The organism is Cocleimonas flava (assembly GCF_004339015.1).
Classification (GTDB): Bacteria; Pseudomonadota; Gammaproteobacteria; order Thiotrichales; family Thiotrichaceae; genus Cocleimonas; species Cocleimonas flava.
Window position 1 is genome coordinate 836,806 of sequence record NZ_SMFQ01000003.1, and the last position, 17,183, is coordinate 853,988.

Sequence of the window (17,183 nt, forward strand, 5' to 3'; positions counted from 1 at the left end):
CGGCTTTTTATTTGATCTGTTTCAGCACAGGGCTACTCAAGGGCTATTTAAACAACCACTAAAAAAGCACTAAAACCTTATTGGGATAACAACACCTTAGATAAGCTAAAATAAGTATTCATTAGGTCACCCCCCTACTTTGAGGCACTTTTTTAGAATCAATGAAATTCATCTGTTACAACAACTGGAATCAGCTTTCCAGCAGTAGCGCTGCGCTTTTTACACAAGCAGAGAACCACAGCCTTTTCTTCTCACGTCACTGGTTTGAAAATATTGTTGTAACCGCACTCGATGATGAGCAAAAACTACTGCTAGCCTGTGTAATTGATGAGAACCCGGATAATGAAACTAGCGTTCTAGCAATCTTACCTTTGATTACTCGTGAAAATAAGGAATGGACTTCACTCTGCCATTCATACAGTGCTCTCTACTCCCTGTTACTGGCAGAAAATCAGCAACAAGAAATTCTTAACTGTCTCTGTCTGGGATTAAAGACACTCTCGTTTGACTATCTAACCATTCAACCTGTTGCTGAAGATGATGACAATATACAAAAGTTACAACTCACGATGGAATCTTGCGGGTTCTCTTGCCATCGGCGCTTTCGTTTTTATAACTGGTTTCATCGAACACAAGGACAAAGCTTTGCCGATTACTTGGCAGAGCGACCTTCTAAAGTGCGCAATACCATCGTTCGCAAGCAACGCAAACTTGAACGGGAGCATGGTTATCAGATACGACTCCATATAAGCGATGATATCGACAAAGCCTTAACTGAGTATCACGACATCTATAAAGTGAGCTGGAAGGCAAATGAGCAATACGAACAGATTGTTCAAGGCTTTACTGGCAGAGCCTCCAAATCAGGCTGGACAAGACTTGCCATCTTATACCTTGACGACCAACCGGTTGCGGCTCACCTTTGGTATGTAGTGAACCGGAAAGCGAGTATTTTCAGGCTGGTTTATGATCAATCATGGCAACAGTATTCTCCCGGGTCTATTCTAATGGCGCACTTAATGGAATATGTGATTGATACTGATAAGGTTGAGGAGATTGATTTTTTGACGGGAAATGAACGTTATAAACAAGACTGGATGACTGAACGAAGAGAACGTTGGGAGCTTACCTTTGTTAAAAAACCAGAAGACGATTCAAAAACAATGGCAAACACAAATGTGAAAACAAGGGTGAAGACAAAGGCGAAAACTAAAACAAAGTCTGAGATTAAAGCCAAATTGCTATCAACAATCAGCAGAACAATAAAGAAACTAAGCCAATAAACAAACAAATAAAAACCTAATATCATTCAAAGGTGTGGGGTGGCTTAAATAAATAGGATTAATTAGGCTAAACCCAAAAAGCAAAAAGGCCATTCAATGAATGGCCTTAAGTACGTTTTCAGGGTTAATTGAAGCGTTACTTTTTCTTTGCGTTTTTGCTTTCTAACTCCTTAGCCTGTGCGGGCCAAGTGCTAGTATCAAAACGTCGGTTTTTAACATCTAACGTATCCATTTTTTCCAGGATTTGCTTCGGTGTCATCGCCGCTATCTCTGAGTACGCATTGATACCCAAAGAGTTCAACATTTCTGCAACTTTAGGACCAACGCCACTAATTGCCGTTAAGTCGTCTTTCGCTGATGAAGCTGCCGTAGCTGCTTTTTTAGCTTCAGCGACAGGTGCTGCTTTAGGAGCCGCTGGCTTCTTAGGCGCTTCTGCTTTTAAATCCAACTGAGCCTGACTCGCCTGAGGTTTCGCGTTTTTAGCCGCAGGTTTTGACTGAGTAGCAGGTTTAGCTTTCGCCGCCGGTGCTGCTTTTGGGGCAGCTGGCTTTTTAACTTCTGCAGTCTTTACTTCCGCTTTTTTTGCTACTGGTTTTGTAGTTTCGGCTTTCTTAACTTCTGGCTTTTTGGTAGCAGGCTTCTTCGCTACTGGCTTTTTAGCTTCCGGTTTTTTAGCTTCAACTTTCTTAGCTGCTGGTTTTTTTGCTTCGGCTTTCGTAGCAGCAGGTTTATTCGCGGCTGGTTTTTTTGCTTCGGCTTTCTTGGCTTCAGCTTTCTTAGCAGTTGGTTTTTTAGCAGCTGTTTTTTTAGCTGTTGCGGGCTTTGGCTTTTTAGCAGGGTCAAGTTTGGTGTATTCAACAACCGGTGAAGGATCATCGACTTTACACTTAACGTATGTACCTGGTGCATCTTCGATAGCTTTTAAACCACCTTTGCCTACCGCACGTGCTTTAACAGTTTCGTTATCTAAAGGACGAACCCAAGAGTCCCAGTTTGGCCACCATGATCCTTCGTTAACTTCAGCTGCATCAGCCCAAGCCTGTGGGTCATCAGGTAGTGTATCTGTCACTCTGTAACCGTATTTTTTCGCTTCTGGCGGATTGATAATACCAGCGATATGACCTGATCCACCAAGGATGAAACGGGTATCGCCTGAGAATAATTTCGCACCTGAGTAAGTTGATAACCAAGGAGCAATATGATCTTCTACCGCAGAAATAAAACACACAGGAATATCGACACTAGAAATATCGATTGGCGTACCTTTAACACTCAATTTATTAGGCTTACAAAGATTGTTATCTTTATACATATTACGTAGATACCATGAATGCATGGTTGGCGTCATACGTGTTGAATCCGAGTTCCAGTACAATAAGTCAAATGGACGTGGATCATTACCCAGTAAATAGTTATTTACATAGAATGACCAGATCAAGTCGTTAGCACGTAACATATTGAACGCGCCTGACATCTTGGAACCTTTCAGACAGCCCTCTTCTTCCATGGATTTTTCAAGGCTAGCAATTTGGCCTTCATCGATAAATACACCTAACTCACCCGGATCGGCAAAATCAATCATGGTGGTGAAGAAGGTCGCAGATTTAACGCGGTTATCGCCATTCGCTTTCATATAAGCGAGAGAAGTCGATAATAAAGTACCACCAATACAATACCCGATTGCATTGATTTCACTTTCGCCGGTAGCTTGCTCTACTGCATCGACAGCTGTCACCACACCTTCTGTGACATAATCTTCAAAACCAACCTCTTTGTAGGTTTCATCAGGGTTAATCCATGAAACGACAAATACGGTGTGACCTTGATCGACCATCCATTTCAGCATTGAGTTTTTAGGCTGTAAGTCCATGATGTAGAACTTGTTGATCCATGGTGGAACAATCAATAAAGGACGCTTCAATACAGTATCCGTTGAAGGTGTGTATTGAATGAGCTGGAACATTTTGTTCTGGAAAACAACTTTACCCGGCGTTGTCGCAACATTCTCACCCAGCGTAAATGCTGAGGTATCTGTCATGCGGATTTTAAGTTGGCCTTCGCCTTCTTCTAAATCTTCGAGCATGTTCTTTAAACCATGAACAAGATTTGCGCCTTTTGTTTCAATCACTTTTTCTAAAACTGCAGGGTTCGTAGCCGCGAAGTTTGTAGGTGACATCGAATCAAGGTAACGCTCGGTGAAGAATTTTACTTTTTCAGCGGTTTTATCATCCAAACCTTCAACATCGGATACTGAATTACGCATGTATTCTGAAGTAAGAAGATAAGACTGCTTGATTAAATTGAAGGCAGATTTTTCTGTCCAATCATCATGCTTGAAACGGCGATCACCTTTTTCTTCAGTGATCACAGGATCAGCTTTAGCTTCATCACTGTCGGAGAACGCACCAGTCAAAGCCTGTTGACCTAGTTGCATGGATTTAGTCCAGAAATTCATGCTGTCTTGCATGACTTTTCCTGGGTTTTTAACCGCTTCGGTAAACCATTTTGAATAAGCTTCACTGAGCTTAAACGGGTCCATATCTTTAGTTTCGTGAGCTTCGGCAAATACTTTCATGAGATCTTCTACATGCTTGAAGTTATTTCTCATTTCTTCAGCTGCAGACCCAAACCCCAGCGCGTTTAAATCTTCTTGTTTAGAATCGGACATATCATCCTCCAGAATTCAATGATGTGTAATTGAAATACGTAAATAGTAACTAATGTAACTTAACAGATCTTATTCAGGCTATTAAGCAATGTCAGATAATGTTTTCTTGAACTCTTCCATGCTTTCTTCAAGACGCTTGCTTACTTTTTCAGCAATTTCTTCTTGAGTCTTTTTAGCCATTTCGCTGATTTCAGTAGAGTTAGCTAAAGCTTTTTCGTAAGCGTGCTGGATTAATTCAACTTGCTTGCTTGCCGCTTCTTGTGGTGAACCAGAACTTGCAAGTGCTTGTATCGCATCTGTAGCTTCTGTCATCGCCTGCTTTAACATTTCAGCCTGGCGTTCTAGCAATACTTTAGAGCTATCTGCAAACGTTTGGTTAGTCGCCATTAATAATGCCATGTTTTTTTCTTGTGATGCTTTGATTGCATCAAAATCAAACTTACCTTTAAGCGTATCGTTAAATGCATCCATACTGAAAGCATCCATGTTAAAGGTACTTTGTAGTTGCTCTGCTAATTTGCTTGGGTCAAATTGCTCAAATGCTTTTGTGAAATCAAATGGGTTGTTAGTAGACATAATAGAATCCTTAATAAATAGTGTAAATAATTTTTAGTACAGCAAACCATCTCGATGAATTGCTGCACTGCACAAACTCTAATAATAGAGACTTTAAACAGAAAGTCAACACTTAAAAAACAGGCGTTGAGCTAGCTATATCAGGCTTAATTCATACAATATTCAAAAAACAAATTAGTCGCGTGTTAACCACGGTACAAATACAACAGCTTCTCCTTCAACGAGGATATTTCCGTCAACATCTATGCACGTTGTTTTCAAAGTCACTATCGGTTTAGTTTCATGTATTTTGATCACTTCAACACTCGCCACTATCTCGGTATCAAAATAGACCGGTGCTTTAAATTGCAGGTTCTGACCCATGTAGATAGTGCCTTCACCCGGTAAGTGCGCACCTAATAACGCAGAGAACAAGCTTCCGACAAGCATTCCATGAACGATTCTGTGTTTGAATTGTGTAGCCGCTGCATAAGCTGCATCGAGATGTGCGGGATTTTTATCACCCGATAATTCTGCATAATCGATCACGTCCTGTTCTGTGAATGAACGTGTAATTGATGCGCTATCTCCAATCTTTAACGTAGTTGCCATTACTCTCCCTCTTCTGGTTAACAATCATTTTCTTATAAGTCTTTAACTTATACTTTAGTAGCATTTTATTCTTTAGGTAAAAATAACTGAGACTTGTTTGATAAAGGTCGTATTTATTAGCCTTTCCTTTGAAAAATAATGGTCGAAAAAAGAATAGCGAAAAATAATGGTCGGATAGTGAAGTTTGGTTGGTGATGAGCACAGAAGTCGATTATTCAAATAGACTATTTTTAATAGCCTTAAATAAGCAACTCTTTAAAAAAACGCCCATAAGTAGGGGGGTGCCTTAAAGTGATTGTTAAAGAAAAATGATTTGCTAGAAAGATAATGCGCGCATTTATGAACAAAAAATAAGCATAAAGCCCCCTAGTAATACGGAAAACTTGCATTAACTCATCTTAAGCGTATAAATATTGCGCTTGCTGCAGCGCAAAATTGAATAACTAATAATTCACATTCTAATAACACATAATAATCGGGGCTACCAATCACCATGTTATATCACTTACAACACAAGTTTAATAAGTCGTTAAAACCTTTGAATTTTTGGGCACAGGCGTGGAAAACACAACTGTCGTTAACATCAGCACTGCCCTATAACTTTGACTTTTTTATGCGACCGACGATAGCCCAATTAGAATTAATAGAACGCATAACGAATACCTACGAAGAACCTGAGTTTGATTTGCCGATAACTCACGTTGATGGAAAAGAAACCAAAGTAACAGAAGAAGTGGTTCATGCACTTCCCTTCTGTGACTTGTTACATTTTAAACGCGAAGGTGAACATAACCATCCCAAGATTTTACTGGTGGCACCAATGTCAGGTCATTACGCCACTTTGCTAAGAGGCACGGTAGAACAGTTTATTCCTGACCACGAGGTTTATATTACAGACTGGAAAAATGCCCGTGATGTTCCTGTCGAAAAAGGTGGATTCACCTTTGATGACTATGTCCGTTACCTGATTGAATTTCAGGATCATCTTGGCCCAAATACGCACCTGATTGCCGTCTGCCAACCGAGTGTTCCTGCTATTGTTGCAACTACCGTAATGACTGAGCGCAATAACCCGAATGTACCTAAATCATTAACCTTAATGGGTGGACCGATCGATACCCGTTTAAGCCCCACAGAGATTAATGATTTTGCCACTGGAAAAGACCTAGAATGGTTTGAAACTAAAGTCATCAACACCGTACCACGCGATTTCCCTGGTGCAGGACAAAAAGTCTACCCAGGCTTTATTCAGCTTTCTGGTTTTATGAGCATGAATCTGGATAGCCATGTGCAAAAGCATTACAAATTCTTCGGCGATTTAGTCAAAGGAGATGGTGATAGCGCAGAAGCTCATCGTAAGTTCTACAATGAATATTTGGCTGTTATGGATTTACCGGCGGATTTCTATCTTGAAACAATCCGCAAAGTGTTCATCGAACATCGTTTACCTAAAGGTGAAATGCATTTTGAAGAAAAGAAGATCGACACCAGTGTCGTTGCTAACACTTCGTTATTAACCATCGAAGGTGAAAATGACGATATTACAGGAAAAGGTCAGACAAAAGCTGCGCATGAAATCTTAAGCAGTATTCCTAAAAACAAAAAACACCATTACGAACAACCAGGTGTGGGTCATTATGGAATCTTTAATGGTCGTCGTTTCCGTGAAATGATTGCACCTAAGATTAAGGCGTTTATTCAAGAAAATAATAAATAGCTAAAAAAAAGCCCTCAAAGTACGGGGGTGCCTTACTGATTCAAAGCGGTTTTAACCAATAACACCGTGACGTTATCAGTGGCACCTCTGGCTAAGGCTAAATCCATGAGTTCTTGTGCCGCATATTTAAGGCTATTTTGCTGTAAAATTTCTTCTATATCCTTATCACTGAGTTCTTTAAACAGTCCATCACTACAAAGCAGGTAGATGTCCCCTTCTACCACTTCATAGCTTTGAGTTTCTGTAAACAGTGGAGATGTCACACCGACCGCTGCGGTTAGGTGTTGGGCTAATGGGTACTTTTCAGCATCTTCAGGGCTAAACCCCGCATCAATGAATTCATTAACCCGATTATGGTCTCTGGTGAGTTGTGATAATTGATTATTTCTTAATTGATAGATACGGCTGTCACCTGACCACAAACAAACAACACTATTTCTCTGTGCGATTAAGACACACACCGTACTCGCAATAAGTGTTCTGGTTTCTTCTCCACCACTTTTCTCGATAAGTTCGTCGTTTGTTTCTTGTAAGCTATCGCTGATTTTATTAACAAAACTTCCAAAAAAGCGGCCTTTCTTAATTTTTGAGAGCTTTTCTACGATTAACTGACTAGCAACATCTCCCGACTGATGCCCACCAGCACCATCGGCAACGACCCAGAATCCTTTGTCACTCGATTCTAAAAACGCATCTTCATTATGATCTCTTACGCATCCCTGATTGGTTATGCCTATAGACTGAAACGTGAATTTACTATCTAATAATCTGTTCATCGCTCCACCCTCTTTTATCCCACTCTCCATCCATGAATGTCGCGACACTTTTATGTGGAGGTAGGCCTTCAGTTATGACAAAACTCGGCGGTATTTTTTCTGAACCGAATGTCCTCCAGACGCTGTATGAAGGATAAAAAGTGTTCAACATACTGTTGACTAATTCTGGGTAAACAACTCTTAAACTTTCATTTTCATGTACAGGGAAATTCCAGGCCGAATCTTCATAGCGATTCATCGTGGATTTCTTTAAGGTAATGGTACTGTCATCACCATTCTGGTTGCCTAAGGCTGATAGTTTTTCATCAAACTGCTCTATCGAAAAATCATCTTCTAAACAATAAAGCAGGATATCCTCAGCTGACTTTAACCAGTCTCTACTGGTTTCGATGAGTTGCAGTGGATTTGTATTCATGGGAAATGACTTGCATATCGTCATTGGAAAATACCGACCGACGCTATCGACACTTGGCATCATTACACCCAACCAGGTCTGGTTTCCACATATTCCCGGAGCTAACACATATTGATACAGGGGCGTTGTTAGGTAGGACTCCATCCAGCTTTCACCTAATTCTGACTTGCTGTGGGCGAGTACTTCCCGTAGCCAGGCATCCCAGGGATCTGTGAAATTTCTGGGTAATGATTTTGTTATAAAATCCCCTTTTGAAGGGACTTTACCGTAATAACCAATGATCGATGTTTCTTCTGTCACTTTGGGCACCTGCATGATTTAAGGGCTTTCATTTTGCTAAAAAACTTAAATGGATTCTCTTTGAGTGTGGGAGTTTTAACTTCGAAAACTGCATTGCCAAATGCAGGGATTCTTATCTGATCATTTCTGACTAATTTAAATAAACCCCACTGATCAGTTGCGTCGGCTAAGGTAATAAACTTCGGAGCAATGGCAGGATTTCTAAAATTTGCCACTGCTGTAATGGGTGATGCAGGCCACGAATAGACTTCTTGTGGCCTAATTGCAGAACCTGGAAAAAAATTGTTCTTGGTGCTACCTATTGATAGCTGTATCTTTTCAACATCAGGGCTAGCGCTAATTAATTTCAAGGTTAAATTGATATTAAGATTTCCTGCTGAAAAAAAAACAGATCTCAAGCGTTCTGATTCAGCTAGCATGTTATCTAAAGTTTTGACCACACTCGGGTCGAAGTCATCCGTTTCTTTTAAGTTGGATTTTTTAAACGTATCTGCCACGCCGCCTATGGCAAAAAAGTTATTAAATTCCGAAATATCAACGCCTTTTTTAGAACGTTGATTGAATGGAAATTTATTTTTAAAGGCTTTTTCACAAGGCTCGCATAAGTCAGCACCCGCTGCTTGTATTAGTTCCTTAGTTGCCCCTTTGGTTACTTCTATTCCTATGATTTGCTTTGCCTCAAGAATCGGTTTATTCAACCAGATACGCATTATTTCAGGGAGCTTATCTACAGCTGCATTTAATTCTGCCAGGGTTGTTTTTACTTTATCTGAGGTGCCCTTCCCCCCTGATATATCCTGATACAGGCCTTTATACAAATCGTCTATGAGTTGCATGGTTTCTTTTAGTTGATCTTCTGCGACTAATTTATGCAGGGGCTTAAAATGACTATCGACGACTTTCAAGGTCTTTTTCAATTCAATCGCATCGCCTATTAAAGGTAATTTATTGTCGTCACTAAAGTCGGTTTCGCTTTGCAGTGCTTTTAAAATATGAGTAAACAAGTTGCCGCTATCAGCAGTTAATGGCCGAAGAATTTCTGATGCCTGTTTGGTATTTTCGAGAGGGCGAATCTGTAAATCTAACAACAAATTACTCCATGTTTGAATGTAATCATCTTGATAGAGTTGCTGAATCGTTGATTTTATCGTGCCTGTATCACTCAAAATCTGCTGAGAATCGCCAAGTACCCAACGGTCTTCTTTTAGGTTTTTAACAATATCGTTGTATTTAGGTAGGAAGAGTTTTGAAAAGCCTTCTTTGGTAAACAAGCTAGGTATTCCAACAAGAAATGGATTGCCGCTTTTTCTTTCAAAACTACTGCTTATCGAACTTAAACCTTCAAACTCTGCAATTTTAAAATCAGGTACTATCGGGCTATTTAGTGCTCCATTTTTCAACTGAATATATGCTAGCTTAGCTGGGTCATTTGATAATAACTCTCGCGCTTGTGATACAAGGCCTTCATCTACAGTGATAGGATCACTAGGAGGCTCTTTTAACAAGGCATTAAAATGACCACTTAAAGTCACATCCTGATCATCATTGCTGTTGCCGTCACCATCCCAATCTACATTCCCTATTGAAGGCGAAGTTGCACCTGCTGGCGCTTCTCCTGCTAAGTATAAGTAGGTTTTTAATAAGCCAAATAATGCGGTTGGATTATCGATATTTTTACTGATTAATTCTTCCAGATTTGCCTTCGCATGAGGCCTTAAAATTTTACGTAGTAACTCACGATATCTTTCATCCATGATCAACCTTAAAGAATCGCCTTGATATAAGCCAAGACGGGCAAAGATACTTGGGTTTTCTGTAATATCAGAGTAGCTCTGCGTTAATCTTTTTAGTTGATTTAATAAAGGTAGTTGATCTTCCAAGGTGCCTTTATAGGGCACGGCTTCAATTTGGTTTTCAATGACTTTTACCTGCTGCTCATACTCATCAATCAATTTTTGATTTTGTTGATAACTGTTAAACCATAAGCCTGCTACAGCAATAGTCGCCAGGCCAATAACGATCGTCAAGCCGTTACGAACCCATTGCATCTTTTTAACAAACTTACGATTAACACCAGCAAGACCAGATTCTTTAAAAATCACATCTTTTAATAAGCCATTTATAAAAAAGCTTTTACCCTGACCTGAGAAGTTAGAGAGTTGTTGTCTGGCAATTCCAAAACCACTGGCGAGCGATCCCATTATTCTGTCAATCGACGTGCCTTCCTGCGTTGCACTGGTAAAATAGTACCCTCTGAACATGATAGGTTTATGAAATTGTGAATCTTGAAAAACCTTACCCAGGAAATCATTCATCTTTAGTTTTAATGAGCTGAATTGTTGCGGAAACAAATAGATCGCCTGACGCCTTTCCAGATCTCTTTCTTTTTCAAGTTTACTTAATACCTGTCCATGAATTCTATCTTCCAGTAATTCAAACTCTTTAATAAAGAGTTCGGTGTTATTCACACTGGAGGATTCATTTAATGGAAAAGTCGTGCCCCAAACCTGCTTTCGATCTTCTCTATTTATATCATCAAAATAATCACTAAAACCGGCAAGAAGATCACTTTTGGTGAACATCATATAGACTGGGATTGTGATATTTAACTGCTCATACAATTCCGTAATTCTATCTTTAATAGAATTCGCGTGGCTTTCCAAAGCATCTTCAGAGAGTTTCATCATATCGACCAGACTGATTGCTACAATCACGCCATTTATGGGTTGTCTGCCTCGATACTTTTTTAATAAATCCAGAAATCCTAACCAGGATCCTTTATCTACATTTTTATTGCTGTCTTGCGTGGTATATCGTCCAGCGGTATCCAATAAAACCGCATCGTTAGTAAACCACCAATCACAATTTCGAGTACCGCCAACGCCATGCAGGGCTTCTTTTCCATATTTCTCGGATAAGGGAAACTCTAATTCGGAGTTTGCTAGTAAGGTTGTTTTTCCTGCCCCTGGTGGACCAATGATAATGTACCAGGGTAGTTGATACAGGTATTGCTTATCTGATGACTGCTTGTCACCTAAACGTACTCCTTTGAGTGCCTCCACCGCTTCTTTTAAGCGGCTGTCCAGATGGCCTATTTCGTTATCGGTGGCTTCATCTTCTGGAGACAGTGATGGCTTTGAATCATCTGATATCTGATCGAGCATTTGCTTGTTTTTTTGTCTTGCTCTGAATGCCTTCCACAAGTAATACAATGCCCAGATTACAGCAATAGCAAGAATCAGAATCATCCGGTTTTGTCTGGATTCAAACGGTAACCTTCCACCAAAACCTAAAAGCGGCCCCAGAAACCAGATAAGTGCGGATATAGCAATTACACCTTGAAGTGATTGAAACCAGGACTGTTTAAGTATTCCAAATATTTTTTTCATCAAGTATTCCCGTCTCTCAATCGAGTATGATTTCTACGCGTCGATTTTTAGCTCTTGCGTCTTTAGTTGATCGGGCATCAAGTGGTTCGATATCTCCCTTACCTTGAACCGTTATTCTATTTCTCAGGTTAGGCGCAAAGTCTTGTAGCATTTCTTTTACGGTCGTTGCTCTCGCTTTTGATAACGCAAAATTATCGGCAAATCGAATAGAGTTTCTTATCGGGACATTATCCGTATGGCCAATGACTCTTATGCTATGCGCATTGTATTCAGGAGCAGCTATTATCGTTGCTATTCGTTTAATAAGTGGCTCACGTTGCTGAGTAATCCGATCACTTCCTGAAGCAAACAAACCACGATCACCTCTTAATTCAATGAGTGTTCTACCGTCATTTTCTCTTGGTCTAACATCTACGTACTCTTTACCTATTTCTATCGGTAATTGCGCTCTTATGGCTTCTATTTCTGATATTTTGGGTGGAATCGGTACCTCGGGAACATCCAGCTTAACGATCTCCCTCTTCACGGGTTCTGCTTTTGAATTGAGCAGAGAATATAACCCTAAAAACAACGCTAAAAGTAATGCGCACGCAACTGCAATGGATACCCACAAGGGTATCGTTTTCGATAAACCTTTTGCTTCTGTCTCAACACCTTGCCAATGAGGCGATAACAGTGGTTCTATAGAACCGCGCTGCTTGCGAATTAATTCACTTAACCAATTCCGAATTTGAAATAGTTTTTCTTTTCCGGCATTGACGATTCTATATCTGCCTTGAAACCCTAACGCCAGACAGACGTATTTGAGTTCTAGTAAATCGATATTTTTAGAGGGGTTTTGTCCAATGTCTTTCAAGCTATGAAAAAATTGATCACCACCAGAAACCTCTTGATGAAAAATACTGAGTAAACTGTTTTCGCCCCACCCACTTTCATGTCCCCAAGGCGTATTAAATATCGCTTCATCTATTGTTGTGCATAGCGCATATCGTGCGTTTTCTATTGTTTGTTGGTCATAACCTTCTTTTTCTGCACTTAAGTTAAAAGCTTTAATTTCATCCACCAACTTCCGTTTCAGTTGCTCTGGATTGTTATGCGAAGGACTATTGTATAAACGTGAAATGATAGCGAGTAACGCCGAAGCCGCACTTTCAAGAGGATTAATTTTGCCCAGGTTATGTAATGGTATTTCACTACCTTCTGAACTCGTATTGAACTCGACCTGTCTTTCAATATCCTGTCTTCTACCACCAGGCACTGGTCTGATGATAGTATGATCTGAACCACCTGAAGAGAAGAATGGGTCATCTGAATTAGACATATCAATACCTCATTAAAAAATTACTTTTTAACTACCTGTTCACTACAAACTACAACTACCAATCAATATCAGTCTCTAATTGCCCAAAGCTCTAATTCCAGGTTTTCTAGCTTCGTACCAACATGCACGGCTAGACCTCCTGAAGTTGAAAGTGGCGCCCAAAATTCGTGAGCAGAATTCATTTCAAAATATGAAAATCCTGAGTGATACGGAATTTGTCGAGGAGCAACAGCTAATGCAGTTAAGTCGATACCAGGGATGTGTGAGTTAACTAATTCGCGTATTTTTTCTACACTCGAAATCGTACTTTGTCTTGGAAATTTGCTTCTTATTTTTTCAGTGGCTACATCAGCTTTAACCGCTAACACAAATGTACAGCTATCCAGTAAGCTCTTGTCATTAATAACGGCAACCCAAATGCCATACTTATGCTCTTCAATATCCAGACCTATGGCTTTTTGCTCTATAACTGAACTTAGTGCTTTTCTAATTTCATTCATGACAAATTCAAATGAGAACTGCTGTTGATCATGAATGTATTCTTTAAACTCGATTGGACGCCTTGTCTCACTGGTAAATGTGGCTAATTCTCCCGCTAAAACAATTAAAATTCGGTAGAGCTCTTCAGGGAAGATATCTTTGTTAATCTGTAGGTGTCTGAACAAGGGTTCGTATTTATTGACGAGTTGCAACATCAGAAAATCTGTAATTTCTGATACTCCGGCAGAACCAGGAGCTGCTAATCTGCTGGCCAAAGCCTCCCCACGATGTTTTAAAAGCGCTTGAACTTCTTTGATAAAACCTATTATTTGCTCAGATGTATTGCAATGCATTACTGCTGGAATATAGGATTCATCTAATTTCACTAATTTATCTTTAGTACTTTCAACAATTCGGGCTATAGGGATGACACTGTATGCGTTCAACTTGTCATTTTCAGAGAGAATGCTTATATTTAAGCAACCTACTTGTAAGTCTGCTTCTCCTTGAATTTTTCCTGTATGCAAATCCCCAACTTGTATGTCTTTGATTTGATATCGGGTTAATTTGTTTTTCCCTTCTGACTCTTCGGTCATCAAAAGAGCATTTGGTTGAATTAATGGCACAGCGAGATAAATCAAACAGTTTTTATCATCCTTAGGCACCTCAAAGGGAGCTGGTGCAGGTGTATCATTCGGGATATCAAACGGTGTTCCGTCTGCAAAAATTCCCTGAGCACGAACAATCGCTATCTTTCCCAGTTTTAATAACTGAGGGTCAATTTCAAGATTCGTTACACCCCAGTTAAAAGGTCTTATTCCCTGACAGCGACCTTCTACCCAATTTTGAATAAAACGTTCTTGTTGCTGTAGATGCTGAGGTCTTAGGAATAAACCTTCATGCCAGACAACTCTATCTTTATTCATCCATAAACCTCGTTAGACATTATTTATCACCTCTGGCATTTTTTAATTTTTCGACTTGATCATCGTAAGCTTTTGCAAATTCCTGACCGAATAAACGATTGAAGTCATCTTCAGCTTCACCCTCTATCGTTTGATAAAGGAACTCAAATGCCTCCCATAATTTTGCTTTTCTGTGTATCGGAATGCTGGCACTTATGGGGCTTTGGCGCTCCAGCCGTTCGATGAGATTTTCCGGTTCAAACCTTTTCAACACTGAAGTTAAAGACGCTTGAATACCTGATATCACGGCTACTTGATGTGACTTAATATCATCATAGGCTTCGTCTATCGCTTTCGCTGAATCCATTTGAGATTTACTTTTTTCTAACAATAATTTAGTAATTGCTTCTTCAGCAGTGATAGAAAACTTAATCGGATTATTTTCAATGGGACGAATAGTTGTCATATCCATTCGCATCTCATTTTTAATTTCAGCACGCGATTGAAGTACTTCCATAGTGCCTTCTATCGATTTTCGGAATAAACTCCCTGCCAGGTACGCATCTTCTTTTGTGAACTCACCAGTTTGGGGTTTAAGTTCAACCCCCATCCCTTCAAAGAAGTAATTAAGAAAATCAGTATTGCTATCTTCAACATTATTGAATGTTGCGGCTTTAGATATATCTGTTTTATCTTTTTTTTCAACCTCATCCTCGATCACCCCAACGTCCGCTTTCAGAGCAATATCTGCTACTTCTTTCTCAGATATTTCTGGGATATCTTCTATCTCAGTTTCAGGTAGTTCTTCATCGATATCTTCACTTTTTGAAAATGGGTCTACTATTCCTGTCAGCAAATCATCAATGGAGCTTTTATCATCATCAGTAGCAATCCAATCATCTGGTATAACTGCTGAAGAATCGTTGCTTTCAGCATCAATATCTTCTGACTCTATTTCGATGTCTTGTTTAATGTCATTAAAGAAATCTTGATCTTTGTCTTTGTCCTGTTTGGTGACATTAGGCGGTTTGAAGAAACTATCTAGATCAGGGATATCATCATGATTTTCCTTAGTATTGCCTTTAGTACTTATCGGTATGTCATGGTCATCATCTAAGGTAAATTCACCAGATTGAAAAAAAGGATCATCTGAACCAATACTATTCTCCATGTATTGACTGTCTTTATCGATAGCCTCAGAAGTCGCTGATATTTTTTCTTCCACATTACTTTGTATTTCAATGGGATCATCTAAAAGATCAGCAAATAAGTCATCAGTAGGTATCCCAGCTGATGATGTTAATGCTGGAATCTCTTTATCCACGGATTCATCATCAATAATTGAAACTTCAATACTGTATGTTCCCATTACCAGCTGATCCCCGTGACCAACTTTCTGACGATTTCCCTTGCCCAGCGGAGATTTATTACCATTAATAAATACACCGTTCGTGCTGGTATCTATGATGTAGAAACTACCTTTGTCATACTCTATTTTTGAATGACTTCCGGAAAGGTGTCTATGCTCATCCGGTAATACCCATGAATTTGATATCTTGCGCCCAATAGTTCCCCCACTTTCTTTAAACTCATATTGCATAGAGGCTGTTGGAGTTTGATTTTTCGTTTGTATTACCTTAAGCATTAGCTGCATAAAAATACCGTAAACTACTTAGTAAAACGTTATAAACAGATTTTTGGTGATGATGTTCTTCTATCACGATCATTCCTCTGTTCTTCCTACAATCATCTGAACTTGATGCAAACTGTCGGGCGCCAAATCTTCCATTAGCGCCAGGAAGTCTTTATCTACCAAGCTTTTAGCTCTTTGCAAAATAAGTGGAATCGGGCTACCTGGTTCGTTTTTATGATAATAATCTTCTATCTTTTCTATCGCTGAAATAACATCTGATCTTGTGTTAATACCGACCGGTTTTACACTTGCAGTGATGTTTTCGCTAGCGTTAGCATGATCTGTTTCTGTAGCTAAATTTTCTTCTTCGGTACTATCGCTAACATTATCAAGATGTTTCGCAATTGCAGATTTTGACTCTTTCAAAATTTTAAGAAGTTCTGCAAAATTAGGGGCTCTACCATCACCAACATGCTCTTCTTGTTTTAATAATGAAGAGATTTTTTGAAAGTTTTCTATACTCTTTTCTAAATCAGAATGGACGGCTTCTCTGCGTTCTAAATCGCTACTTTTAAAAATAGCATCAGCCAATAAGGCATCAACGCCTGTTTCATTCTCATCATCGCCCGAAGATTTAGGGTTACGCAGATCGTAGAGGCTGACTTTTCCAACACCTTTTGCACTTAATAATTCAATTTTTTGAAGTGACAATAGAAAGTTAAAATCTTCAAATAACGCGAGCATATTTAATCGCTCTGTAGGATCATTATCATCAGGATCTATTTCTGGGTGTACGCATCCCCAGTATTTCTCGACCATTCCAGATAGCAATTTTGATCCATCAGCAAGCCCAGCATAACCTTCAAGATTTATTAGTGCTTGCGTCAAACTGATAACAACTTCCAGGCTGTGCGTTTGTTTACAAAGTTCCAGGCAGTTCTTCTTAACCAGTTTCCAGTCTGGCTCTTCGCCTTCGATTACATCTTCGCCTATACGCTGTTCTGGCTTGCCTTCAAGTGCACTTCTAACTTCTAAAAAAAGCGGATCGTACTCAAGGTTTTCACCGCATGCGGTATCTCCTTCGTGATCAACTAATATCGCTTCTACATCCAGCATGGATTACTCCAAC

12 protein-coding genes are annotated in these 17,183 nt (G+C 39.6%); 2 read left to right on the top strand and 10 right to left on the bottom strand.

Translation table 11 applies throughout. The features are described from left to right. Positions 1-161: 161 nt before the first annotated feature. Positions 162-1,283 carry a GNAT family N-acetyltransferase gene (locus tag EV695_RS09815; RefSeq protein ID WP_131905742.1) on the top strand — a complete coding sequence of 374 codons (1,122 nt, stop codon included), beginning with the start codon at positions 162-164 and terminating at the stop codon, positions 1,281-1,283. A 136-nt stretch (positions 1,284-1,419) separates the two neighbouring features. Here EV695_RS09815 and phaC read toward each other — a convergent pair whose 3' ends face one another. The 3 genes from phaC to EV695_RS09830 all read right to left on the bottom strand — a co-directional run bounded on the left by phaC (position 1,420) and on the right by EV695_RS09830 (position 5,118). Then, entirely contained in the window at positions 1,420-3,951 is a 2,532-nt protein-coding gene (gene phaC / locus EV695_RS09820) for a class I poly(R)-hydroxyalkanoic acid synthase (RefSeq protein WP_131905743.1), read from the bottom strand. Positions 3,952-4,032: 81 nt separating this feature from the next. Next, complete coding sequence (locus EV695_RS09825; RefSeq protein WP_131905744.1) at positions 4,033-4,527, bottom strand: phasin family protein; 495 nt, start codon at positions 4,525-4,527, stop codon at positions 4,033-4,035. Positions 4,528-4,701: 174 nt separating this feature from the next. After that, complete coding sequence (locus EV695_RS09830; RefSeq protein ID WP_131905745.1) at positions 4,702-5,118, bottom strand: MaoC family dehydratase; 417 nt, start codon at positions 5,116-5,118, stop codon at positions 4,702-4,704. A 493-nt stretch (positions 5,119-5,611) separates the two neighbouring features. Here EV695_RS09830 and EV695_RS09835 point away from each other — a divergent pair, with 493 nt between their 5' ends. Then, positions 5,612-6,835, top strand: a complete 1,224-nt coding sequence (locus tag EV695_RS09835; protein ID WP_131905746.1) for a polyhydroxyalkanoate depolymerase — start codon at positions 5,612-5,614, stop codon at positions 6,833-6,835. Positions 6,836-6,867: 32 nt separating this feature from the next. Here EV695_RS09835 and EV695_RS09840 read toward each other — a convergent pair whose 3' ends face one another. The 7 genes from EV695_RS09840 to tssA form a co-directional block, all read right to left on the bottom strand. Beyond that, positions 6,868-7,611 (bottom strand): PP2C family protein-serine/threonine phosphatase, encoded by a 744-nt coding sequence (locus tag EV695_RS09840; RefSeq protein ID WP_165874672.1) that lies wholly within the window; start codon positions 7,609-7,611, stop codon positions 6,868-6,870. After that, positions 7,592-8,326: a type VI secretion system-associated protein TagF gene (gene tagF / locus EV695_RS09845; protein ID WP_165874673.1), complete on the bottom strand. Its 735-nt coding sequence runs from the start codon at positions 8,324-8,326 to the stop codon at positions 7,592-7,594. Before tagF ends, EV695_RS09840 begins: the two co-directional genes overlap by 20 nt. Then, complete coding sequence (gene tssM / locus EV695_RS09850; protein WP_131905749.1) at positions 8,323-11,715, bottom strand: type VI secretion system membrane subunit TssM; 3,393 nt, start codon at positions 11,713-11,715, stop codon at positions 8,323-8,325. Before tssM ends, tagF begins: the two co-directional genes overlap by 4 nt. 16 nt (positions 11,716-11,731) lie before the next feature. After that, a complete protein-coding gene (gene icmH, locus EV695_RS09855; protein WP_131905750.1) occupies positions 11,732-13,036 on the bottom strand; it encodes a type IVB secretion system protein IcmH/DotU in 1,305 nt (434 codons plus the stop codon). Positions 13,037-13,104: 68 nt separating this feature from the next. Next, a complete protein-coding gene (gene tssK, locus EV695_RS09860) occupies positions 13,105-14,442 on the bottom strand; it encodes a type VI secretion system baseplate subunit TssK (RefSeq protein ID WP_131905751.1) in 1,338 nt (445 codons plus the stop codon). A 19-nt stretch (positions 14,443-14,461) separates the two neighbouring features. Further along, complete coding sequence (gene tagH / locus EV695_RS09865) at positions 14,462-16,075, bottom strand: type VI secretion system-associated FHA domain protein TagH (RefSeq protein ID WP_131905752.1); 1,614 nt, start codon at positions 16,073-16,075, stop codon at positions 14,462-14,464. A gap of 69 nt (positions 16,076-16,144) precedes the next feature. Then, entirely contained in the window at positions 16,145-17,170 is a 1,026-nt protein-coding gene (tssA, locus tag EV695_RS09870; protein WP_131905753.1) for a type VI secretion system protein TssA, read from the bottom strand. Positions 17,171-17,183: the final 13 nt, after the last annotated feature.

Coding starts and splice junctions, on each gene's coding strand:
- tssM (WP_131905749.1), bottom strand. CDS start 11,715: ATGAAAAAAATATTTGGAATACTTAAACAGTCCTGGTTTCAATCACTT.
- EV695_RS09830 (WP_131905745.1), bottom strand. CDS start 5,118: ATGGCAACTACGTTAAAGATTGGAGATAGCGCATCAATTACACGTTCA.
- tagH (WP_131905752.1), bottom strand. CDS start 16,075: ATGCAGCTAATGCTTAAGGTAATACAAACGAAAAATCAAACTCCAACA.
- tssK (WP_131905751.1), bottom strand. CDS start 14,442: ATGAATAAAGATAGAGTTGTCTGGCATGAAGGTTTATTCCTAAGACCT.
- phaC (WP_131905743.1), bottom strand. CDS start 3,951: ATGTCCGATTCTAAACAAGAAGATTTAAACGCGCTGGGGTTTGGGTCT.
- EV695_RS09835 (WP_131905746.1), top strand. CDS start 5,612: ATGTTATATCACTTACAACACAAGTTTAATAAGTCGTTAAAACCTTTG.
- EV695_RS09815 (WP_131905742.1), top strand. CDS start 162: ATGAAATTCATCTGTTACAACAACTGGAATCAGCTTTCCAGCAGTAGC.
- tssA (WP_131905753.1), bottom strand. CDS start 17,170: ATGCTGGATGTAGAAGCGATATTAGTTGATCACGAAGGAGATACCGCA.
- icmH (WP_131905750.1), bottom strand. CDS start 13,036: ATGTCTAATTCAGATGACCCATTCTTCTCTTCAGGTGGTTCAGATCAT.
- EV695_RS09825 (WP_131905744.1), bottom strand. CDS start 4,527: ATGTCTACTAACAACCCATTTGATTTCACAAAAGCATTTGAGCAATTT.
- EV695_RS09840 (WP_165874672.1), bottom strand. CDS start 7,611: ATGAACAGATTATTAGATAGTAAATTCACGTTTCAGTCTATAGGCATA.